This is a genomic window from Timaviella obliquedivisa GSE-PSE-MK23-08B (genome assembly GCA_019358855.1).
GTDB lineage: Bacteria > Cyanobacteriota > Cyanobacteriia > Elainellales > Elainellaceae > Timaviella > Timaviella obliquedivisa.
In genome coordinates this window covers 109,162-131,911 of the sequence record JAHHII010000012.1, presented here as the reverse complement: position 1 = coordinate 131,911, position 22,750 = coordinate 109,162, and the positions used below count along the sequence as shown (strand labels likewise).

23 protein-coding genes are annotated in these 22,750 nt (G+C 47.2%); 10 read left to right on the top strand and 13 right to left on the bottom strand.

All coding sequences use genetic code 11. The features are described from left to right. The coding region (locus KME11_18690) for an MEKHLA domain-containing protein (protein MBW4517239.1) at positions 1–407 on the top strand (407 nt) is incomplete at its 5' end. Here the strand turns inward: KME11_18690 and KME11_18685 are convergent. Beyond that, entirely contained in the window at positions 404–1,315 is a 912-nt protein-coding gene (locus KME11_18685) for a pentapeptide repeat-containing protein (protein MBW4517238.1), read from the bottom strand. The genes KME11_18690 and KME11_18685 overlap by 4 nt on opposite strands. A gap of 165 nt (positions 1,316–1,480) precedes the next feature. Continuing rightward, complete coding sequence (locus KME11_18680; GenBank protein ID MBW4517237.1) at positions 1,481–2,761, bottom strand: lipid-A-disaccharide synthase-related protein; 1,281 nt, start codon at positions 2,759–2,761, stop codon at positions 1,481–1,483. Positions 2,762–2,849: 88 nt separating this feature from the next. On the opposite strand from KME11_18680, the gene KME11_18675 reads away from it, so the two are divergent. Continuing rightward, a complete protein-coding gene (locus KME11_18675) occupies positions 2,850–4,253 on the top strand; it encodes a DUF3084 domain-containing protein (GenBank protein MBW4517236.1) in 1,404 nt (467 codons plus the stop codon). A gap of 30 nt (positions 4,254–4,283) precedes the next feature. Continuing rightward, the gene (locus tag KME11_18670; GenBank protein MBW4517235.1) at positions 4,284–4,718 is read left to right on the top strand and encodes a pre-16S rRNA-processing nuclease YqgF; all 435 of its coding nucleotides are present in this window, start codon (positions 4,284–4,286) and stop codon (positions 4,716–4,718) included. 39 nt (positions 4,719–4,757) lie between these two features. Here the strand turns inward: KME11_18670 and KME11_18665 are convergent, their stop codons facing one another. From KME11_18665 to KME11_18650, 4 genes are all read right to left on the bottom strand, one after another. After that, positions 4,758–5,018 carry a DUF3146 family protein gene (locus tag KME11_18665; GenBank protein ID MBW4517234.1) on the bottom strand — a complete coding sequence of 87 codons (261 nt, stop codon included), beginning with the start codon at positions 5,016–5,018 and terminating at the stop codon, positions 4,758–4,760. Positions 5,019–5,062: 44 nt separating this feature from the next. After that, complete coding sequence (locus KME11_18660; protein MBW4517233.1) at positions 5,063–5,290, bottom strand: hypothetical protein; 228 nt, start codon at positions 5,288–5,290, stop codon at positions 5,063–5,065. A 188-nt stretch (positions 5,291–5,478) separates the two neighbouring features. Next, the gene (locus KME11_18655) at positions 5,479–6,927 is read right to left on the bottom strand and encodes a glycosyltransferase family 2 protein (protein ID MBW4517232.1); all 1,449 of its coding nucleotides are present in this window, start codon (positions 6,925–6,927) and stop codon (positions 5,479–5,481) included. After that, entirely contained in the window at positions 6,842–7,855 is a 1,014-nt protein-coding gene (locus KME11_18650) for a radical SAM protein (protein ID MBW4517231.1), read from the bottom strand. Before KME11_18650 ends, KME11_18655 begins: the two co-directional genes overlap by 86 nt. A gap of 437 nt (positions 7,856–8,292) precedes the next feature. Here KME11_18650 and KME11_18645 point away from each other — a divergent pair, with 437 nt between their 5' ends. The 3 genes from KME11_18645 (at position 8,293) to rodA (ending at position 11,344) form a co-directional block, all read left to right on the top strand. Continuing rightward, positions 8,293–8,889 carry an SRPBCC family protein gene (locus KME11_18645; protein ID MBW4517230.1) on the top strand — a complete coding sequence of 199 codons (597 nt, stop codon included), beginning with the start codon at positions 8,293–8,295 and terminating at the stop codon, positions 8,887–8,889. 65 nt (positions 8,890–8,954) lie between these two features. Beyond that, positions 8,955–10,025, top strand: a complete 1,071-nt coding sequence (locus KME11_18640) for an Mrp/NBP35 family ATP-binding protein (protein ID MBW4517229.1) — start codon at positions 8,955–8,957, stop codon at positions 10,023–10,025. A gap of 62 nt (positions 10,026–10,087) precedes the next feature. Beyond that, positions 10,088–11,344 (top strand): rod shape-determining protein RodA, encoded by a 1,257-nt coding sequence (rodA, locus tag KME11_18635; protein MBW4517228.1) that lies wholly within the window; start codon positions 10,088–10,090, stop codon positions 11,342–11,344. Here rodA and KME11_18630 read toward each other — a convergent pair. Next, entirely contained in the window at positions 11,341–12,228 is an 888-nt protein-coding gene (locus KME11_18630) for a DNA/RNA non-specific endonuclease (GenBank protein ID MBW4517227.1), read from the bottom strand. The genes rodA and KME11_18630 overlap by 4 nt on opposite strands. A gap of 121 nt (positions 12,229–12,349) precedes the next feature. Further along, positions 12,350–13,693, bottom strand: coding sequence for a proton extrusion protein PcxA (gene pxcA / locus KME11_18625; protein ID MBW4517226.1), 1,344 nt, complete (start codon positions 13,691–13,693; stop codon positions 12,350–12,352). A gap of 251 nt (positions 13,694–13,944) precedes the next feature. Between pxcA and KME11_18620 the strand changes: the two genes are divergently transcribed. Then, on the top strand, positions 13,945–16,044 hold the full coding sequence (locus tag KME11_18620) for a recombinase family protein (GenBank protein ID MBW4517225.1): 2,100 nt from the start codon (positions 13,945–13,947) through the stop codon (positions 16,042–16,044). A 38-nt stretch (positions 16,045–16,082) separates the two neighbouring features. On the opposite strand, the gene KME11_18615 is transcribed toward KME11_18620, so the two are convergent. The 5 genes from KME11_18615 to KME11_18595 form a co-directional block, all read right to left on the bottom strand. Further along, entirely contained in the window at positions 16,083–16,712 is a 630-nt protein-coding gene (locus KME11_18615) for a hypothetical protein (protein MBW4517224.1), read from the bottom strand. 59 nt (positions 16,713–16,771) lie between these two features. Further along, positions 16,772–17,383 carry a YdcF family protein gene (locus tag KME11_18610; GenBank protein MBW4517223.1) on the bottom strand — a complete coding sequence of 204 codons (612 nt, stop codon included), beginning with the start codon at positions 17,381–17,383 and terminating at the stop codon, positions 16,772–16,774. A gap of 91 nt (positions 17,384–17,474) precedes the next feature. Beyond that, positions 17,475–18,227 carry a protein phosphatase 2C domain-containing protein gene (locus tag KME11_18605; protein ID MBW4517222.1) on the bottom strand — a complete coding sequence of 251 codons (753 nt, stop codon included), beginning with the start codon at positions 18,225–18,227 and terminating at the stop codon, positions 17,475–17,477. A gap of 33 nt (positions 18,228–18,260) precedes the next feature. Continuing rightward, positions 18,261–20,222, bottom strand: coding sequence for an AarF/ABC1/UbiB kinase family protein (locus tag KME11_18600; protein MBW4517221.1), 1,962 nt, complete (start codon positions 20,220–20,222; stop codon positions 18,261–18,263). Beyond that, complete coding sequence (locus KME11_18595) at positions 20,158–20,478, bottom strand: hypothetical protein (protein MBW4517220.1); 321 nt, start codon at positions 20,476–20,478, stop codon at positions 20,158–20,160. The genes KME11_18600 and KME11_18595 overlap by 65 nt, the downstream gene beginning before the upstream one ends. A 151-nt stretch (positions 20,479–20,629) precedes the next feature. On the opposite strand from KME11_18595, the gene KME11_18590 reads away from it, so the two are divergent. From KME11_18590 to lptB, 3 genes are all read left to right on the top strand, one after another. Continuing rightward, positions 20,630–21,025 (top strand): DUF309 domain-containing protein, encoded by a 396-nt coding sequence (locus KME11_18590; GenBank protein ID MBW4517219.1) that lies wholly within the window; start codon positions 20,630–20,632, stop codon positions 21,023–21,025. Positions 21,026–21,309: 284 nt separating this feature from the next. Further along, positions 21,310–21,837, top strand: a complete 528-nt coding sequence (locus KME11_18585; protein ID MBW4517218.1) for a hypothetical protein — start codon at positions 21,310–21,312, stop codon at positions 21,835–21,837. A 76-nt stretch (positions 21,838–21,913) separates the two neighbouring features. Continuing rightward, the gene (gene lptB, locus KME11_18580; protein MBW4517217.1) at positions 21,914–22,642 is read left to right on the top strand and encodes an LPS export ABC transporter ATP-binding protein; all 729 of its coding nucleotides are present in this window, start codon (positions 21,914–21,916) and stop codon (positions 22,640–22,642) included. Positions 22,643–22,750 lie beyond the last annotated feature (108 nt).

Genomic DNA, 22,750 nt, shown 5'->3' with positions numbered 1-22,750 from the left:
CCAGTAGTCAGATTGCTGGGATATGCTTTACTCATATTGCTTTCTCGGTGCTGCGTGCTTTCTATTCGCAGCTTACACTGAGAGAGCTTTTTTACCGACTAGCTGACTTTTCAAACATCCTCTTAGAGCTATGGGAATTGAACTGGCAATCTTTCACTCAAATGCTTTCTCGACAATCGGCTGACCCCATAGACCAAGAATCACGGGAAAGACTTTTGGCAGTAGCAAAACAAACGGGATACATCAGTGACTATCGCGGTGTTCGTGCTTCTAGCACAGGGAAACGGTTTTGGATCGAAAACGTTACTTTGTGGAATGTCTTGAATGAGCAACAGCAACCATGCGGACAGGCAGCAACTTTTACCCAATGGCAGTTTATTAAAGAGTGGTCTTTAGATTTAACCTAAACTGTAGAATCTGCATAAATAGCTTTAGTAATACGAGTTCGCTTAAAAATTGCATCATTGAAATTTGCGCCCTGTAACCTGGCTTGCGAAAAGTCTGCATTAGTTAGATTAGCCCCTCGAAAGTTTGTTCCGTTACGAGTGGAAAAGTCTGCGGCGATCGTCTGCAATACCGTGTGTCGTCCGTCTCCAAGGTATGCACGCCAGCTAATGTAAGCGCTTAGAAGCGTAACTGCGATCGCCAAAACCACTGCTGATTCACCTGCTGATGGAACGGCAACCAGCGCAAAAGTTGGCGTAAAGGCAGCTAGAACAATTGCTCCGGCGTTCACATTAATCGACAAAGCTGCGGTTAATGACAAGATAACAATAATCGTTGTTACCACTGCAATAAAAGCTACAACCGTAATGGCAATGACAATTGCCGCTGCGATCGACACAAAAGATGTACTGATAAATGCCCCCACTACAGCTACCCCCAATGCCACAGTAAAGGTGCTAAAGCCTGACACCATGCCATGACGCTGAGTAACATAGCCAAACACTAGCAGAATAATCAGGACAATCCACTTAGCACTAATAGAAGGTGCAATTCCGCCAAACCCGTCGCTATTGTGAAACTCTAATTCCACTAAGGCATCGACCCAACCCGCCAAGCCTCCCAACAGAAGAGATGCCATAACTGATGTAATCAAAATGATTGCTTTCTGAACGGGCAGGAGCCCGGCTCTAACCCCTGTAAAGTTAACATTTTGAAGAATCGCATTTGTAAAATCTGTGCCTCGAATATCAGATCCGCTTAAGTTAGCCCCCGACAAGTCTTGCCCAACAAACGACTTGCTCCTGAGGTCTTGATTCCTGAAATCCCTATTTCCCTGTTTATAAAGTTCTAGTAGTTCTGCGGTTCTCATTTTTCGTCGCCTCGTCTAAAAAGAGTCTGTAATTCTGTTCTTGTAACATTTGATTACCCGATATTTGGTAATAGTATTTGATTCAGTAGCAGTCGGTAATAGTATTTAATTCAGTAGTAGTCTGTTTTAAAATCGCGTAAGACTTGAACTCGATCGCAAGGCAAATCAATTTAACGCACCCAATTGCTTCAACAAAAGCCGTGCAATACGCTGCGATGCTCCTGGCTCACCTAGCCGACGCTGTCCATTTTCACTAATATGTTCTAGACGTTGACCATCTTGCAAAAGTGCCTGAATCTCTTGAGGCAACTGGTCAGGGTGTTCAACCCAAATCACCGAATCTCCTAGTAGGCGAGTCTGTGCCTCAGCAAAGGTAGATGTAAACTGAGGACCTTTCCCCGACAAGATGAATGCAGGCTTTCCTAACCCAACAAACTGCTCAGTAGCTGTTCCTGCCATGGCGATCGCCATATCTGCCTGGTGCAGACAGTCATTAAATGCTGATAGGACTAGCAGTAGAGTAGCATTCCCATGCTTAAAAGTCAGATCCAATTGAGATATCGATTGAGACACCAGCGTCCAGTCGTACCGCTCTAGAAGGGGGCAGAGTAGAGCAGGAGAAACTGTGGGAGCGATCGCTCCCAAAAAGCGTAGAGACGAGTAAGTAGATTCTAGCAAAGGCTGATTTGTTTTTGATACCTCTAAAGATCCAAATGTTTTCAACAATTTTGATACTGCTTCCAAAATTATTTCCCAGTTTTCATAAGCTTCTGGGACTCTCGACCCTGGCAGCAAAACGAAGGTTAATTCTCCCGCCTGTGCCCTCAAATCAATCCCTCTGGGCTCCAATCCATCCATCATAGGATTGCCAAAATTAAAGACTGGAATTGACCACTGAGCTAAAGTTTCAGCGGTTAATGTATCTCTAGGGAACACTGCTTTACATTGAGGACGGCTCATTAACCAGCGCTCCCAAGGTAGATAAACAGAACCCCAAGCGCTTTCTAATTGCTCAAACCAAGAGCCACGGGGCAAAATCCCTTGCTCGTTGCGTAGGTAATACTCTGACTTTGCTGTGCCCACAAAAGCATAGGGTGCGCCGCTCCACCAGGCAAACAGCAGCGGCACAATGTCTCCTACAGCCAATATCATTCCGCCTTCCTTTGCCCAAGCTCGTACCGTCTGAATCTGGTTCCAAGTTAATTGGGCGAGTCCTCCTTGCAAGTCTCGAGCAAACTGCCGTCCATCCATGTAGATGAACCCGCCCGACGGCATTGTTTTGACCTGTCCTAAGATGGAAATGCCATGGTTTGCGTAAGCGTTTCCTTCGCCTACAAGGGGTAGCACCGCCAGTTGAGGACAGTTAGGATGTTGTTGGAGTTGCTGAATTATCCGCAGCGCGATCGCATCTTCTCCATGTCCGTTACTCAAGCAGAGAAGTTTCATTAACTCAAAATTTACTAGGATGTCAACACAGCACTATCAGACTGCACAGAATACAGTAGTCTGGATCTGAACTTCTTCAAAGATACTAATGACCACTGGGTTGGTCTTGATTGCAGCAATTCTAATTTTAGGCGGAGTCATTGCCACTGTGGGCGATCGCCTGGGTACTCGTGTAGGCAAAGCCCGTCTTACCCTATTTAATCTTCGCCCTCGAAAAACAGCGACTCTCATCACTATTCTCACAGGAGGAATTATTGCGGCTTCTACCTTCGGTATTCTCTTTGCAGTGAGTGATAATTTACGCACTGGTGTTTTTGATCTAGAGCGAATTCGTCGAGAACGGCAGGTTGCTGAAGAGGAGCGAGATAAAGCCAAGGCAGAACGAGAACAAATTGAGCGGCGGTTACAAACGGCTCGGCGTAAGCAGGAAGCAGCTCGGAAAAGATTAGCAACGATTAATGAGTTTCTGCAAGCCGCCAACGATCGCCAAGCTCGCACCGCTGCCCAGCTTGACCAAGCCCAAGCTCGGTTGGCTACAGTTCAAGCTCGCTTTCAGCAGGCTCAGGATCGCTTTCAGCAAGCTCAAACTTTCTTGCAGACGGTATCTAGCCAACTTGCCACCCTACGCACCGAATTACAACAGCTTCAAGCGGGTCGTCAAGATCTGATTCGACAGCGAGATCAGGTAAGAGTTCAAATTGCTGAGCGCGATCAAGAAATCTTAGCCCGGGATCAGGCGATCGCCCAACGCGAAACTCAGCTTTTAGCCCTCGCTAGCCAGCGCTCTGAATTAGAGAAAGAAGTCCAAGATTTACAAGGCATCCGAGACGGCAGCGTGACTCTCTTTCGTAACCAGGTTCTTGCTTCCTCTCCTCCATTCAAAGTTGTCGATCCCACTGCTGCCCCACAGCTTGTGAACCAGGTGTTGTTGCAAGCTAATCGCTTTGCACTCCAGCGAATTCGCCCCGACCTGCCTAATCTGAACAGACAAGTCATTCGGATTCCTAATTCTGAAGTTGAGCCTGTCATTAAGCAAATTCAGGACGGTCAAGAATATGTCATTCGGATTCTTTCTGCCCGCAACTACGCGGTTGGGCAACCCTGCGTTTTAGCGGGCGATGCCTGTATTGAGGTTCGGGCGATCGCTATTCATAACCAACTAGTCTTTCCTAGAGGCGGCATTGTTGCATCTGCTCCTGTCGATCCGACTTCTTTGACTAGTGAAGCCTTAGCAGAACTTATCCTGAGAGTGATTGCAGCGGCTCAGTTCAGGGCACGTCAGGCAGGCATTCTTCCTGAGCAAGTCGTCATTGCTGATGATCGATCGGAAATCGTTGTCAAGTTCTTTAAAGAAGTGGAAGAATACAACCAGCCCTTAGAAATTCAGGTTGCTGCTGCTGAAAACTCCTATACTGCCGGAATTTCGCGTCTTGAGCTAGTTGCTGTACAGAATGGACAGGTTTTGTTCAGCACTCAGCCTGTTTCACCTTGAGTCATTACCCTATTTCTACTCTTGCTTCCTATGGCTCTTTCCGCGTCTCTCCCCGGCCAGCCTGTTATTCTTGGCTTTGATCCAGGTCGTCAAAAGTGCGGTTTAGCTGTTATGGGGCTTGACCGTTGTCTCTACTACCATGAAGTTGTTCCAGCGTCAGAGGCGATCGCGACGATTCAAAGCCTTCAACAGCAGTATCCCATTTCTTTTCTAGTCTTGGGAGACCAAACGAGCGCCAAGGAATGGCGACAGAAAATTACCGCTGGATTAGCAGATCCTTTGCGGATTGTGCCAGTAGACGAGCGTTATAGTACGTTGGAAGCGCGCGATCGCTACTGGCAAATGTATCCCCCTCAAGGTCTGGCAAAACTCATTCCTCAAGGCATCCGCACCTTGCCCCGTCCTATTGATGACATTGTCGCCATTTTGCTAATCGAACGTTACTTAGAACGCCTTACTGCTTAGATTCTTAGCCTAAATCTTTGTTTAACCAACTTTGTTTAACTAAATTTCTGCCCGAATCGTAAAGCAATAATCGCCGCCTGGTTCAAGCTGGTAGTCGCATCGCTCTAAAAAACGGCTCAATGGCTCTTTAATCAATGCCCGTCCTCGAGAAGGTTCTACCAGCAGTTCACCTTTACGAAACTCCCACTTAAACTCCCATTCATAATCACTCACATGCACATCGCCCTCAATTTTGCCTTGTTGCCAAGACTGGCGCGTAATCCGAATATAGGCGGTGGTTTCGGGTAAGCGTTTACTCACAGTGTCTTTAGATCAGTGGATTCCTTTAAGGTTTATCAAATCCTTCAGCGATTGACAAGTTCAGCATCTGGTTCAAGCGTCCACAATACCAGTCCTTCAGGGACTTTTGTTAAAACGACTTGATTGCCCCGACTAACCATAAGGTCTGCTTTTTGGCGAACCATAGCATCAGAGGGAAAGAACTTGACAAAAATATAAAACTTGTCGTCAAAGGTAATAGCACTCGTAGGCTTGGCAGTTCCAGGCAGCACCAGATGACAGCGATCGGTCACTTTCTAGCATAACGATCGGGCTTAGCCCTTGAGAATGAGTCCGTAATGGCAAACTAGTAGTCAGAAGAAAGGGATTCCTGATGTCTTTGAAGGATGGCACTCACGCTAGCTTAGTTCAACACCTAATCAAGGTTTAACCGTACATATCACGATTCTCGGCGGGTGATTTTGACAAGAATTAGTTTGTGTTATTCAAACCCAAGTTCTTCCTCTACGCCGTGATGCACAGTTTTGACCCACTTCAGTTTTTTGGGGCGAACTGACATACGGGCAGTTGTACTCGCCATAATAGGAATCCAGTGAAGCATATAAATTTGCCCCATTAGGGTTTGCCAAAGCATTGCCGCGATCGCCCTGGGGCTTCGTCTAGGCAAGGTTTCTTGCATCCCTGATTCAATTCGCCGCAGCCCTGTAAACATGCCGATAAATGACAGCATGATCATCAGAGTCGTGATGGGGAGCAGCATGGGAGAACTGCTGCGGGCGATCGCCATCATCAAGTCTGGCACAGTTGCGGTCGGCAGCATATACTGGCTCATCAAAAACATGCACAAATCAACAGTTTTACGCCTGCCCATGCGATTTCGAGCAATTAACTGCCAATAGTCTAAATAGCGCTGATAGCCGCCTTCTGCCCACCGACTGCGCTGATGCCACAGCCCAAGGGCACGAGTAACGCCTTCTTCGCCCACCGCAGGTAGCAGCAGGAAATCAATATCCCATTGATCTAAATGGAGGCGCAGGGTGAGATCTAGATCATCAGTAATAGTTTGCTCGTTCCAGCCGCCAAAACCTGCCAATGCTGCCCGTCGCACAAACTGACCATTGCCCCGCAGTTCGCCAATGCCTCCTAAGGCAATACGCTGCTGCTGGAAGTAGCTGTCGATCGCCATTTCTGTCTCTTGTCCTCGAGTCCAGAGGTTTGTGGGTGCGTTAGCGATCGCTTTTCGTACCTGCACCGCACCTACTTGCTCCCGCTCAAACAAGGGCAATACCCGCCGCAGCAAATCTTTGGGAACCTGAGCATCGGCATCAAAAACGGCAATAATATCGCCCTTCGCCACCGACCAAACTTGGTTCAGAGCGCCTGATTTGCCGCCCATGGCATTATTAGAGCGGCGAATGATGTGTAACTGAGGGTGTTCTGCTGCGAGGCGTTCTAGTACCAAAGGGGTGCGATCGCTGCTGTTGTCATCAACAACCCACAGATCGTAACGTTCGGGGGGATAGTCCAAGTTGCAAAGATCTTCTACCAAAGACCCAATTACGGCTTCTTCGTTTTTGGCAGCGACCAAGATTGAAACATAGGGATAATCGTCAGGATGCTGACGCACCATTGGGTCAGGCACAGGAATGGGGCGGGCAAACAAGACCCGCACCGCATGGACTCCCATCACCGCAGTTAACCCCAAGACCACCCAGGAACCCCAAGACAGTAGATGGAGAGCAATAGTGCTGCTCCAAATTGCGGTAAGGGCGATCGCCGCTTTACGCCTGCGCCCCTCCAAGCCTCGCTCAAAAGGGTTCTCCTCTTCCAAATCAGAAACTAAATCAGACAGGAGTGAGTTGATCAGCACTGGCTCGAGTGGCGCTGGCTCGTTGTAGGAATCGTTTTCGCGCCAAGAATTCTCCGGCATAAGTCATTTGATTAAGGAACCAGTATTTGTCTAAACCCTTGAAGAAACTGGGGATAAGGTAACACCAAACCGTACAGCCTTCACACACCGCCAACGTGCCTTGCGACTGGCGATATTCTTCTACAACTTCCGACTTACGGTACATCTCATACAGATTCCCTTCAATGGCAAGACCTGTCTGAGCAAAGTGGTAGCAGGGCAACAGCAACTCATCGTTAGGCGAGATCGCAATCACTGCATCCACCGCCTTGCAGCGAGGATTTTGAGTGTCGTTGCCGCCTGCTTCAATAAATGCCAGCGCCGCCTTATTGTAGCCAAGATTACGATACTGCTTAGCAGCCGTCTCGATCGCTGCTGCAATTTCAGGAGTCGGATTCTTTTTGTTGTTGTAATTGCTATACGCCGTAAACGCCGGATTCAGCCACACCCGCACGCCCAAATCATTGGCGAACTTGGCAATTTCCCCCAACCGTTCATAGTTTTGAGCCGTCACCGTATGATTTAGAACCGGATACTCGCCCAACGATAGCGCTAACTTCACTGATTCCACCAACGTATCGAAAATTTTAGTGCCACGCGATTGGTCGTGGGTTGCCGCATCTGCTCCGTCCAAAGAGAAGTTCAGGAAATCAATTAAGCCTTGAAACTCTTTTGCTCGCTTAGGATACAGAATCGTGTTAGTCGTCATGCTGGTATAGAAGCCCATTGCCTTCGCTTTCGCGTAGATCTTATCGGCATCTGCTCGCAGCAGAGGTTCCCCCCCCGTGAAGTCAATGTACTTCACGCCTAAGCGCTTTAAGTCGTGCATATTTTGCACAATAGTTTCAAAGCTGGCTTCTTTCTTTGGATCAAGCGCCCAAATATCACAGAAGTGGCAACGGGCATTGCATCGGTAGGTCAAATAGTAGTTAGCAACAAGTGGGGGCATAGCTGAAGAGTTTTCTCTATAAGGGGTAGAAGCCAAGTCTATGTATGGTGTATCCAGGCTGAAGAATTATTGCTTTCAATTATCGTTTTCAACTGGGGAGGTATTAAGTCAGTTCATGTCAAGTCAGTCCAAAATTTAAGGCAAAGGTAAGAACTCAAAAGCGGAATAAAGATTAGTGTATCAGCGTCGCCTGACTTAAGGAAAAAAAGAGCATTTAGAAATCTTAGAGCAGTTAGAAAATTGCAGAGAGTAGCCAAACCGGGTCGATCGCTGCCTCTTCACACTGTTTGACTTGGTCATCTATTCTAACAACGATGTAAGATCCGAGAAGGGGTGACAGCTAGAGATGCTATCTAGAGAAGCCGCGCGAAGCAGTGGGCTTCTCATGTTTACTTATCCAAGTTTGCTTGTTGTGATACTTGCTGGAGAGAATTGCGATGCTGGACTTTTGGTCTAGATTCGTTCATCGAGATATAATTCGTCGGAAGACGAGTCGGTTTCATCCTTTAGTAGAAACTTACGAAGTTCTAAGCTCCGCCTCGGTTGAAGATCTGTGGCGGAAGGTAGTAGATTTAGCAGATGTATCCTGGCATCCCTTGCTCACTAAAACTAATGTGCCTTATGGGTTAATTCCTAAGCCAGGGCTGATTTATCAAGCGGTCGGGCGATTGTTTCCTATCTCTATGCACATTTTTGTAGAGCGAGTACAACCTGGGGAGCTCCTCAGCGTCAGAATTTTGGCGATTCCTGGATTGGAGGAGCGAGTGACCTATCGGGTAGAATCGGCTCTTTGTGGTACACAGGTTTCCTATTCAGTGACTCTGAAAGGGTGGCTATCACCATTGGTTTGGTCAGTGATTCGTCCTTATGCTGCCAGAGTGGCGCAGGATTTAGCTCATGCGGCAGAGCAGGAAAGACGGTTGCTCGATCGCGGACATCACCCTAAATTTATTCGTCCTGCCAGTCCTGACTTACTGAGTCTAGTCTTGATGATAACCCTGGGGCAGTTATTAGCTAGCAATGCTCTAGCGTAGCGGTAGAATGAAGTGTTGAAAACTACGAGATTGCCCTGTTTATGTTTACCAGGGAGGAGAGAAATATGATTGAGACACTCAGCCCTAGTAATATTTTAGAAGTCTTGCGCCCTGTAGAAGACCCTGAACTTCGTAAAAGTTTGGTGGAACTGAATATGATTCGCAATGTCAAAGTTGATGGGGGAAATGTCAGTTTTACCCTAGTTTTGACTACCCCTGCTTGTCCGTTGCGTCAGTTTATTGTTGAAGATTGTGAACGCGCTGTTAAAACGTTGCCAGGGGTAGAAAAAATTGATGTAGAGGTCACTTCTGAAACACCTCAGCAGAAGGCTTTACCCGATCGCACTGGCATTAATGGCATTAAGAACATTCTGGCTATTACCAGTGGCAAAGGGGGCGTGGGCAAGAGCACTGTAGCAGTTAACGTTGCCGTTGCTCTTGCCCAAGCGGGTGCAAAGGTAGGACTCATTGATGCAGATATTTATGGCCCTAATGCTCCCACAATGATGGGTTTAGCCAGCGCAAAGGTGATGGTTCAGTCTGGCGGACAGGGCGATATTTTAGAACCTGCCTTTAATCATGGAGTCAAGCTTGTGTCGATGGGTTTTTTGATTGACCCTGATCAGCCTGTCATGTGGCGTGGCCCAATGCTGAATGGCATTATTCGCCAATTTCTGTATCAGGTGCAGTGGGGCGACTTAGACTACTTAATTGTAGACATGCCTCCGGGTACAGGTGATGCTCAATTGACACTGGCGCAGGCAGTTCCAATGGCAGGTGCAGTGATTGTGACGACACCCCAAACGGTTGCTCTGATTGATGCCCGCCGGGGTCTACGAATGTTCCAACAGTTACAGGTGCCTATCTTAGGGATTGTTGAAAACATGAGCTACTTCGTCCCGCCAGATATGCCCGATCGTCAGTACGATATTTTTGGTTCGGGTGGTGGCGAGAAAACTTCTCAAGAGCTAGGGTTGCCTCTATTAGGTTGTATTCCTTTAGAAATGGAACTACGGGAGGGTGGCGATCGCGGCATTCCAATCGTGGTGAATGCTCCTCACTCAGCTTCGGCTAAAGCATTGGTAGCGATCGCTCAACAAATTGCGGCAAAGGTATCGATCGCGGCTCTTTCTTAGCTTCTTCATCGCTTAACTTTAGACGACCCATTCAGTCGTTCTGCCCTTTCTGACCTCCTCTTATGCTGCGTAAATCGCTCCCTCGTGTTAATTGGAAAGCTGCTACTCAGCCCTGGCTGGAAATTGATTGGACGCTTCTTGGAGTAGCGATCGCCCTCACGATTTTGGGAAGTATTGCGATTCGGAGTACTGAGTTAAATAAAGGGTTAGGCGAATGGTGGCAACAACTCTTGGGTGGCGGCATCGGTATTGTGCTGACGCTGACGTTGGCACGTTGGCGCTACGAAAATCTGCTGCGATGGCATTGGATTACTTATGGAGTCATGAACGTTATTCTATTAGTCGTTCCTTTTCTAGGAACAGAGGTGAATGGAGCCAAGAGTTGGCTTTACCTGGGTAATTTTGGATTTCAGCCATCAGAATTTGCCAAAATTGCACTCATTGTCACACTTGCGGCGGCATTGCAGGAACGAGGAGCTTCTAGAATTCCGACGGTGATCAAAACTTTGGGCATTATGGGATTGTCTTGGGTCATCATTATGCTTCAGCCTGACCTAGGCACTTCTTTAGTTTTTATTGCCATTACGTTAGGAATGCTGTACTGGGCAAACGCTAATCCGGGCTGGTTGCTGCTGTTGGTATCACCCATAGTATCGGCGATTCTGTTTGGCGTTTTTCTACCCAGTTGGTTTGCCTGGATTGCTGTAGTTGTGCTTGTTGCTTGGTTTACTCTGCCCTGGCAACGCTATGGGGCATTGGGATTTGCTGGAGTTAATTTAGTGGCAGGCGGATTGGGAAGTTTCGTCTGGTCTAATGTTTTGAAGGCATACCAGCGCGATCGCCTTTCCCTTTTTCTTGATCCTGATAAAGATCCTCTAGGCGGTGGCTATCACCTGATTCAATCGCGCATTGCCATCGGCGCAGGTCAACTGTTTGGACGCGGACTGAATCAAGGGACTCAAACCCAACTCAACTTTATTCCGGAGCAACAAACCGACTTTATTTTCTCAGCGATCGGCGAAGAATTAGGATTTATGGGCTGTTTGGCAGTTTTAACTTGCTTTTGGCTAATTAGCCTGAGGCTAGTCATTATTGCTCAGAATGCTAAGGACAATTTTGGATCTTTGCTGGCGATCGGCGTGTTGTCAATGATTGTTTTTCAAGTTTTGATTAACATTGGCATGACCATTGGATTGGCTCCAGTGACAGGAATTCCGCTACCTTGGCTCAGCTATGGGCGATCGTCGTTGTTGACTAATTTTATTGCCCTTGGAATTGTAGAATCAGTAGCCAATTATCGGCATCGCTTGCGGTTTTAGGGGGTGCCCACAGGTTGCTTCACAGGCAATTTGACCTGTTTTTTGACGGGCAGTCTGACAGGCAGATTGGCATCAATTTTGGCTTCGATTGCATCCTGAACTAGCTTTGGAATATTTGAGAACAAGTTATACCCCGTTAACTCTTCAACTTGGTCTACCGATTTTCGATATTCGCGCCAGTTTGTAGACTCAATACCCTGTTTGTTAGGCATGATGACGGCAATGACTCGGGTTCGCTCTGTAATACCCGCAAGACCAGAGCCAGGGCGATCGGACACTACCACGACTTTCCAGGTTGAGGCAGGGACTGAAACTTTACCGTTGGCGATCGTTCTACTTTCTCCCTTCTCTCCTGTTCCACCTTCCCCCGCGCCCCCTGCCACAATATAAAGTTCCTTTCCCTGAGCCACCAACTCCCGACAATAGCTCTCTAGCTGAGCCCAAGGCCCTTGATTATTATCTGGAGCTTGAGGAAAAATGTTAGTCATTAAAAAAACGGCTCTGCTATCATCTACCGTTTTGTCGCGATCGGCAGCCGGAACCACGTGTCCTCGGTCAAACCCGCTGCCCGTATAATCATTGGGATTTACTTTTTCCCAGCCAGTCGGCAGCGTATTATCTGGCGCAAAGGGAACTCGTGGAAGGCTCCCTAACCAATTTTGATTCAGTTGCCAACTCGCCCAATTAGGGATTGCCTTGCTGCGGTTGTAAGACATGACATACTGAGGTCGGTTAATTAAATAATCGCTGGCACTAAAGCTAGTCGCACTGCTTGGCAAACCTAGCAATGCATTAGGATTACTAGCGCTTTGGCTGACCCTAGGATCTTCCATAAGCCCTGAGCAACTCGACAGCAACAGCAGCGCCACTATGCTAATTAGCAAAGAATGAAGGGATCGAAACTGCCAGGACCTATGAGAAAACTTGAAAAACTGGTGCATGGAAAGAGCATGAAGGTAGAAGAATTCTACCCTTCCCTAGTCTAAACAAGTCATGGCATCCCTTCTACTCATTCATGTTTCTATAAGTTGCAACGGAGGAAGGCGATGCTCGGTTGAGATATCGAAAAATCCAGTACTTGAAAATGGTGTCTAAAATAACTGGAAAAGTTGCAATAAACAAGAAGATAAAATTGCGATCGGCAGGCAGCCCAAAATGCTTAGATAAACTTTCTAAAATGACTTCCCAGCCATGAGGTGAGTGAAACCCCACAAACATATCTGTTAACAAAATAATAAAAAATGCCTTAGCACTATCACTCAAACCATAAACTAACTGATCAATAAAGGTCTTAACAACTTCAATCTCTCGCTTACTAGTCATAATCACAAGAGTGAAAGCACCCAACGCAGTTAGGTCAGCGAAAACATTCTTAACTGCATCAGAACTAACCTGCTGAAACTCTTCTCCAATCTCTGCTGCTTTTTCTCTAACCTGCTGTATAATCTCCTCGTCGCTTGTGGGTTCGCTTCTACCAATCAATATTTCAAAGCGCAGACGTTGCTCAAATTTCTGAAGTTCATTGAGAGCTTCTTTTTCTAACTCTGGATTAATAAAAATATCAACTCTTTCATTCCCAATTCGATAGCGATCGACAATGGGCCCAATCACAAAATTCTTGGACATCTGCTGCATTAGCAAAGGCACAATAATTAAAATTAAAATGAATCGCACTGCCGTGAAGGTTCGAGCTTTCGATCGCCGAAAATCTCGCACAACTTCTTCTTCCGAGTCTGGGTTTAACTCTTGCTTAATCCTACCTACAGTGTTCAAAATTGATCGAGGTAGGACACCGCTTTTGCCAGACATTGATTTCGCGTCAGGTGCCGCTTCCTCAAAATCATCAGCTTTTCCTTTAAGTCGGCTTCCTGAGGAGTTAAGTCGAGTTTGATTAGAGTCTGGCAAAATTACAATCGACTGCTTGCTAGACTCCCTATTTTGATAATTATCTAAAGTTTCATCAATAAACTTGAGCTTTTTAAGAATTAGAGCAGGCTGATCAATAATACTAATATTACTTAGACCGTTAGAGTTTTCATCAACTTCAATTTCTGTTATTTTTTGGCTAGAAAGCCTCACAACCGAGCTACTCAGTTTAAACTCTGCTAGTCGAATCTTAATAATATCTAGGTACTTTCTAAGCTCTCCTTGAAAGTAGCTTTGGGCGCTAGCACCATAGTTGCCATGATCAGCAGAAATTCTATTTCCACCAAAGTTAACGTCTTCAATTTCTCTAATCTTTTGAGCAGCTTCATAGGCTTCATCTAATGATCTTCCAGGTGTTTTAAGAAGCCATTGATTTGCATTGCTGAAGTAGCTTTGAATCGAACCCCAAAAGGAATTTCTCATGACTGAAGCGGATGTTAGCGGAATTTACTGGAGCTATTATTTCTAAAAGCTGAACGTATTTCTAAAAATGTAGTTTGAAGTTGGAGAGAAAAATTCAAACTGCGTAACTACTCAGTATAAAAGAAACGATGCCTCACCGACTAATGATAAATTTGTAACAAGAATATCGTAAATTATGATTACAGACGATAATTTTTTGAGCAAAGAGTTTTCTAATCCACGTAGCATCATAACAAATTCATTGAAGAAGACTGGTGCTACAAGATTCTGTCTGGATTACAGGTTCGACCCGAAGCGGCAAGACTCAGCGCCTGATTAGGCAATCTTTTGCTTGGGCTGACAAGAGAACGACAGCCACAGAGGCTCTGTTTTTAGCAGCGACAGGAGATAATCGCTTAGATTTGGCAGACCGGATTACGGCGGAAGCCAGACATTTTCGGTTTGACACAGCGACTCCTATTGGCTTTTTTCAAGATGAAGTAGCTCTATTCTTCCCTTTAATTGTGCAGCAGCTAGGGCTAAAAGATCAGTTTCCCCTCCGCTTGCGTCCTGAAACAGAGCAGGAGCTAGCCACTGGGCTATGGCGGGATGCTTCGCAGATGCCGCAAGGGTCGCTCTTAACTGAAGGCAGCCTTCAACAAGCAGGCATTAGTGACTACTATCTTGTTCGTCGCACGTTAGACCTGCTACAACTCGCTGCTGCCAGCGGGACTCCTTCCGAAGACATTGCTGCTGTACTCAAAGCAGGCTTATTAGAGCAGGAGGGCACCCCCGAACTTTGGGAAGCGATCGGGGCAGGGCTAGAACAATGGCGAACCTGGCTTCTAGAACGAGGTTTGCTAACCTATGGCGTGATAACCGAGCTATATTGGCGCTACTTACTGCCCCATCCGGTCTATCGACAGCAGCTAAAGCAACGGTATTGGGCAGTGTTAGTTGATGATGTGGACGAGTATCCGGCGATCGCTCGTTTTCTGTTCGAGTTTTTTCTCGACCAAGGCATTCCCATTGCTTTCACCTACAATCCCAATGGCGCAATTCGCCTCGGCTTAGGGGCAGATCCCTATTTTCTTCAAGGCTTAGCCCAGCGCTGTCAACAAACTGAAAATCTGAGTCAAGATCCCGCTAATAGCCTGGGCGCAACTTGGGGAGCCGCGATCGTTGCTTGGATGAGTGAGCCGTTGTGGCTTCCCGAACTGCCCGATGCTATTCAGTCGATTCAAACTACCTCCAGAGCGCAACTTCTGCGGCAAGTTGCCGAGACAATCGCTAGCGACATTTATTCAGGGCAAGTTCAACCTCAAGACATGGCGGTAATTGCCCCTGGCTTAGATGCGATCGCTCGTTACACGCTCCGTGAAATTTTAACCAGTAAAGGAATTGCGGTTAACTCTCTTCATGACCAGCATCCCTTAGCAAGTTCGGCGTTGATTCGATCGCTGTTGACGCTGTTAGCGTTGATTTATCCAGGTTTGGGTCGATTGCTGAACCGAGATGCGATCGCCGAAATGCTGGTACTACTGAGCCAGTTGCCTGGCTCCGAAGACGCAAATAGGCAGATAGATCTGGTTCGAGCCGGACTTCTGACCGACTACTGTTTTGTTCCAGATCTGGAAAATCCGCATCTCCGTCCTGCCACCACTTTTGAGCGGTGGGATCGCTTAGGTTATCAGGCGGCTCATGCTTATAGCGAGATTCTACAATGGGTTGAAACCCAAAAAGAGCAGCAGCAACAGCGGTTGATTCCTAATCCGGTTGTCTTGCTCGATCGCGCTATTCAACGCTTCCTCTATGGGGGCAGCCATCTGCCCTACGATCAAATCGCTGCTCTCCGAGAACTGATGGAAACGGCTCAACACTACTGGGAAATTGCGAGTCGGCTACGACAATCAGGCGATTTAGAGGTGCCGATATCAGACACGGTGCGAAGCTTTATCCAACTTTTGAAAAATGGGACAATCACGGCTGATCCCTATCCGGTTCGCCCTATAGGGAAAGCCAGCCAAGCCGTAACACTGGCAACAATTTATCAGTATCGCAGCGATCGCTGCTTCCACCGTCGGCAATTCTGGCTTGATGCCGGATCTTCCCTATGGCTCACAGGGGGCAGTGGACTTTTTGGGGCACCCCTCTTTCTCCGCGATCGATCAGGTTGCCCATGGACGGCAGCAGATACGCTGGAAGCCAACCAAAATCGCCTTCAGCGACAAGTCCTCGATCTACTCTGTCGGGCAGGAGAACGAGTTTATCTTTGTCACAGTGATTTGGCAACGAACGGACAGGAACAGGCGGGTTCGTTGCTTTCTCTCGTCAATGCCGCTACTCCTCAGACTGCTCTCACTGAAGTCTAAAAACTCTCCCGCCAAAAAAGTCATTAGCCTTACCCTATCTAAAATTCCAGTTCATCTGATGGGTAACTTATCATCCAACTCATTGGATATTGTCGACTGGCTAAGCCTTTCGCCTCAATCCGGGCTTGTTCTCCTTCAATAGCAATTACCTTCCAGACTGCAACCAGTTCAGCAGCAGTCAAGCGCGGTTCAGCTTTGAGAACTATATAATCTCCAACCTGGAATTTTTGTTCAATGAGAGGCGTGTCTAAACTATAAGAATTTTGGAAGAGCGGCAGATTGGTCACACTGATATTTTCATCTGCATAATCGATCGCCTCTCCCATTTCATTGAGTTCATCAAGTTCCGCTAATTCTTCTGACTCCTCTAATTCACCGAGTTCTTCCAACCCCTCTTTCTCTTCTGTAGCCCATTCTATAGTAGGAGGTATAGGAGGAGATTTAGCCTGACCTGAAGCTTTAAGCTCCTTCAATCGCAGCTTCACATCTTCTGGCGTAGCTGTCCAGACTTGCCGCTTCTGCTCAGGAGTTAGACTTTCGAGTTGAGTTAACTCTTCCACCGCAACCATAACCGCCAACATATCCAGCACTGTTTGCAAACTCATCTCATCCAGCAGATCATCCTGGGTTGCAGCAGTGACAAATTCGGACTGAGAAGACGCTTCCACAGGTTGAGCAAGCTAGGTTAAGCAGTTGGATCTCAAGTCTCCAATCTAGCCTTTAGCCTTCAGTTTGGCTCCTTGTTTAGCAAATGAGCCAAATTATCTCCTGTTTGCCCAGTTGTGACCCAGAGGACTGCCCTAGCCCCGTCTCGAATCGCTTTGTTAAGAGATTCAGGCGATTGCTTTGAGGCTACTACCACAGGCTTGAAATCAATCCCTTGACTCCCCAACACAATTTCACCAATCACCGATGCCCGCCGCATATGGTAATCAGAGGTAATGAGATAAATACTGTTAATTTCTTGGGACTTAAATTCCCGAACTAAAGTCGTGAAATTCGTGACCGTATCAACGGCTTGATAATCTAAATGCAGGCGATCGGCAGGAATACCTGCTTCCGAGAACACCCATTCAGAGTACTCAGGGTTACTGCCTGAAGAAACCCAAATCGGCAAGTTAGGATGCTCTTTGGCAAATTCTGCGGCAAAGAATTCTCGTTCCGATGCTCCACCCAATACTAAGATTGCTTGAGGCTGTAGAAAAACGCCAGCTAGCCATTGGTAGGCAACGCCCAGCAGAAATATCATTAAAGTCCACTTGAGCAAGAAACGCACAGGGCGAATTCTAGAGCGAGTTCGAGAACGTCTAAGAAGAGAAATTGAGGATTGCGATCGCATATTCAAACTGTTGGACAGACGCGCTTCAGCACTAGCTTACATCATCATTTAGAAGAGGACAGAAAGAACCTTCAAGTTTTAGCCAGCTGCCTCAATTTTCTTGAGTTAGGTCGGCCTCATCCTCAAATGCCACAATCACCACTGTAATATTATCTCTCCCGCCGTTTTCTTTGGCAGCATCTACTAAGGCGGCTGCCGCTCGATCGCCAGCCCGAATCGTCTTGAGATGGCTAGCAATCAAGTGATCGGGCAACTCTTCAGTTAAGCCATCGCTACAAAGAAGCAGGCGATCGCTTATCTGTAAGTCAAAAGGCTGCACGTCTATTTGACGCAGATCTTCCCGCCCCAGACACTTCGATAAGACATGCCGCCAAGGGTGCACTCGCGCCTGATCAGCATTGATATCTCCCAATTTCATCGCCCGTGCCACCCAAGTGTGATCTTCGGTAATTTGGTTAAGCTTCGCCCCTCGGAGCCTATACAACCGAGAATCACCAATATGAGCGCAGAAAGGCTGCTCATCCCTCAGAATGACCGCCACTGCTGTAGTCCCCATATCTGCTCGCTCAGGATGATTTACCTGATCTTGTAAAATTGCTTGATTTGCTTTTAAAAAAGCGTTCTCCAGTAACGACTCAGAAGACTCAGAAGACTGCCAATTGCATCTCAAGTAGTTCTGAATTTCTTGAGTCGCAATTCGGCTGGCTTCCTGCCCTCCTGCATGTCCGCCCATGCCATCGGCAACAATAAAGAAGCGACCCCCAGGGTCATCTAGATGGTAATCATCTTGGTTAACTGTACGGACAAGTCCTGGATCGCTCAAACCTGTGAAAAGGCTTTTCATGATATGACTGCTAGTATCTATAAGCTGGATGAATCATGACATCCGCTCAGCTCGATCGAGACGTATCAACAAGCGAACGAGGGCGAGTAGCGAAATTGTTGCCGCTATGGCAGCCAGTATAGCCAGCCAGATGTACTGATGCACTAATAAAATCGTAGCCGATAAGGTGAATGTACCCATCAACAATGCGTAATTCGTCCCCATATTAACGTTACTAAGGCGGCGCAAAACGCGATCGGTTTCAGTAGACCGTACTCGCACTCGGATATCACCCTGTTCCAATTTTTCTAGGGTATCCTCAATCCGGCGCGGCAAGCCCAGCGCCGTGGTGCTGACCTGAGCCGCCTGCCGACCTAGCTCACCCAAAATTCCATCTGACAACCCGTTAGGGCTTCCACCTGCTCCATTGGACATAACTTGCATTGCAAAAGGCTTTGCAACCTCCATAAAGTTAAAATCTGGGTCAAGACCTTTCCCCACCCCCTCTAGTGTAGAGAATGCTCGCATCACAAATGTGAAGGTTGCTGGAAAACGAAAGGGTTGATCATAAGCAATTTCATACAAGTCATCACTAATGGCGCTTACCGATTGATTCTCAAACGGTTGATCCATAAAATGGTCAAGCATGTATTGAATCGATCGCCTCACTGCTCCCATATCATCAGTTGGAGTCAGCGCCCCTAAATCAATCAAAGAATCAACGACCTGAGTCGCATCCTTTTGAGCAATTCCAAAGAACGTTTTCAGCAGCTTCTCACGAGTGACTAGCTGAATTCGTCCCATCATGCCAAAGTCATAGAAAATTAGCGTTCCGTCAGGACTGACTGCCAAGTTTCCAGGATGAGGATCAGCATGAAAAAACCCATCGTTGAGAAGCTGATGAAGATAAGCCTTAGCCCCCAATTGAGCCAAAATCTTTCGATCTAACCCAGCCGCTTCAAGAGCCTCGTAATGGCTAATCTTAATTCCTGGCAAATACTCTAATGTCAGGACTCTGGGAGAACTATAGCGCCAGTAAACCCGAGGAACCTTAACCCAACCTTCCTCACGAAAGTTGCGCCGGAAGGTATCGGCATTACGTCCTTCTAGGAGGTATTCAATTTCCTCCCAAAGGATCTTACAGCACTCGCCGTAAATTCCGAGCCAGTCCCGTCCACGTCCCCATTTAGGATGTTTATGAAAATACTGAGTAATGCCTTTGAGAATAGAAAGGTCAATTGTAAAGAGTTTTTTAAGACCAGGACGCTGCACCTTAACAACGACCTCCTCCCCAGAGTGGAGTTGAGCACGGTGGACTTGCCCTAGACTCGCGGCTGCCAGTGGGATAGGGTCGAAACTTTGGTAAAGCTCAGGAATAGTTCGACCAAAATCATGAAAAATGATGGCTTCAACCTGTTCATAGCTGAAGGCAGGCACTTTGTCTTGCAGCTTCGATAATTCTTCGACATATTCAGCCGGGAAGAGGTCAGCACGAGTAGAAAATAGTTGTCCAACCTTAATAAAAGTAGGACCTAGATCTAAGAAGGTTTCACGAATCCAAATGGCGATGGCCCGTCGTCGCTTTGCCTGATTCTCGGGTGTCATGCCTGCCGGATAAGCCCAAGACTTATTGTATGACCATTGAGTCATCAACAACTTAAATACAAACGACCAAATGTCCACAAATCGTCGTTTCTGAGAGTACCGCTCTCGGTTCCAACGATAAGCTTTTTGGCGGTAAGCCTGAGGACGCAGGCGCTTCGGCAACTCAGACGGATTAGCCTGCGGATCATCTAATCCAGAGAAGACACGAGGCTGCTCTGCGATCGATAGAGGATCTGCGCCAGACTCAGATAGAGAAGTAAAGTCATCGGGAAGAACAGGCACTTTTCTAGAAACGTTAAAAAACAGCTTAAAAAGTCGAGGCGTTAACGATTCAATTTGTAAAACTCTAGAGACTACTGCGATATCGCTGTAGCTCAGCCCGTAGCTGGGCAGTTTCAGCTCGCAAGTCATCTATTGTAGCTTGTAAATCGCTACTGCCCTGTGTACCTGTTGAACTGCCAGTCGTCCGCCCTTGCATTGACATTTCTTCAGCTCGTTGCGCTCGTGCCATGACTTCTTCGGTGAACAACCGTAGCCGCTCTCGCTGCTCGGCATCAAATCTGCCCAGTTCACTCAAGGCGTTAGTCACATTACTTTCAACTTGCTCGCTAACCGCTTCGGCGATCGCTCTACCCATGAAAAACGCATGAACCAACGGATTACTCATATTAAAAAATTATGTACGCTCCGCAAAAATTATAACCTGGTTGCACTAATGCTGCCGGAATGTAGAGTGAATCGAGAGAAGTTGATGATTCCGTAGCGCAAGATGTCAGGATTGAAAAAGGAGTTTTGAGAGGAGTTTTGAGGCATTCCCCATGACCGAAGAAGTAGAACCTACTTTCTGGGACGGTGTTGAGCAGTTTAATCAACAGGAATTCTATGCTTGCCATGACACCCTGGAGGCAATTTGGATGGAGGCAATGGAACCCCACAGAACCTTCTATCAGAGCATTCTACAAATCGCTGTGGCGCTCTATCACTTGAGCAATGGTAATTTGCGGGGAGCCACCATTTTGCTAGGAGAAGGGCTAAATCGATTGCGGCGCTACCAGCCAGTTTATGCCGAAGTTGATGTAACTGCCCTCATAGCCCAGAGTACTGAGCTTTTGATAAGGCTCCAGCAGGCGCAGTTAGTAGAAGGAGCGATCGCCCCAAGTTTTCCAATGACCGAGTTTCCTACCATTACTTTGGCGATCGCTCCTAAAAGCTGAGGGCATCTCCCCCAGTGGACATGGGTCTAGCTGTCATGCCACGATAGAAACGTAAAGTTCGGGTAAAGTTAGTGAGGGCAGCAACTCATTTGTGTCCATCACCGTCTTATATGAGCAAGAGGGTGTGGGCTTAAGTATATCGACATTGCATCGACCATTGAGTGTTTATCTCATCGCTTTGCTTATGCAAGACAGTGATAGACATCTATCTGGCACAAGATTGCCGCCCTTCACCAGGTTCATCTGCCAAACTCTAGATAACTTCCTCACCCCAAGTCCTGATCATGCTGCCTGTGCAACTTACCCATAACAATCGATCGCGTCAGTTTGGACTGGCGATAGGCTTGAGCCTGGTACTGGTTGGGACAGTCCCTTCCGTTCCCATCTCCTCTGCCCTTGCCCAAGCGCCTACAGTAGCGCCCACCGACACTCAGCGCCTTCGGCTAGATGCCGATACGACTGAAGCCAACTCAATCACGGGGGTTATCACTGCTCGGGGCAATGTCCAAATTAACTATCCTGCTCGCCAAATTCAGGCAACCTCTGTTCAGGCACAGTATTACAGTCGTGAGGGACGCATCGTTCTCAGTGGCAATGTTTACGTTTTGCAAGCAGGCAATAGCTTACGAGGTGAAACCATTACCTATCTGGTTAATGAGGGACGTTTTGTAGCATTGCCTGCTGCAGGTCAGCAAGTTCAATCCATCTACATTATCCAAGATACTAATCCCGCTGGAACAGCGCCAACGGGACAGCCAACCTTTAATCCTAAGCCAGAATTTAAGACTCCTTTTAGTCCTCCAAACCCTTAAAGCGCATGGATCACGTCACCCTCTGGTAAAATTGATACCAGCCTATGCTAGGACTCACGTACCCTTGAGCAATTCCTTGAAAATTGTATTGGAGAACATCCACAAATCCTATGGGAAGCGCGTTGTTGTCAATCGCGTTCATCTCTCTGTGGCAATGGGAGAGGTCGTAGGATTGCTGGGGCCTAATGGAGCAGGCAAAACTTCTACGTTTTACATCGCCACAGGGCTAGAGAAGCCAGATCAGGGAAAAGTTTGGCTTAACGATCGCGATATCACTGCAATGCCGATTTTTGAGCGAGCGCGGCTTGGGATTGGCTACCTGGCTCAAGAACCTAGTATTTTTCGACATTTGAGCGTTAAAGATAATATCTTGCTGGTTCTTCAACAAACCCAAGTGCCCGCCGAAAAGTGTCAAGAGCGCCTACACTATCTCCTCAAAGAATTTCGGTTAGAAAAAGTTGCGTCCACTTTAGGAATTCGCGTATCAGGCGGCGAACGGCGGCGAACCGAGATCGCTAGAGCGCTAGCTGCTGGGGTAGACGGCCCTAAGTTTTTGTTTTTGGATGAACCTTTTGCTGGAATTGACCCGATCGCTGTCACCGAAATTCAAGAAATTATTGGGCGGTTGCGCGATCGCCAAATGGGTATTCTAATCACCGATCACAACGTTCGCGAAACTTTGGAAATTACCGATCGCGGCTACATCATGCGCGACGGACAAATCCTGGCATCAGGTAGCAGTGAGGAGCTTTATGCCAATCCCCTTGTGCGTCAACATTATTTAGGCGATGGCTTTCACCTCTAGCGACGTTTTATCTTGATTCCTCAATATGGCTATTAGCTCTTTTAAACGCAGTCCCCAACACAATCCATCCCCGTTCCAAATCCTGAGAAACTTTTTAAAATTCTCAGT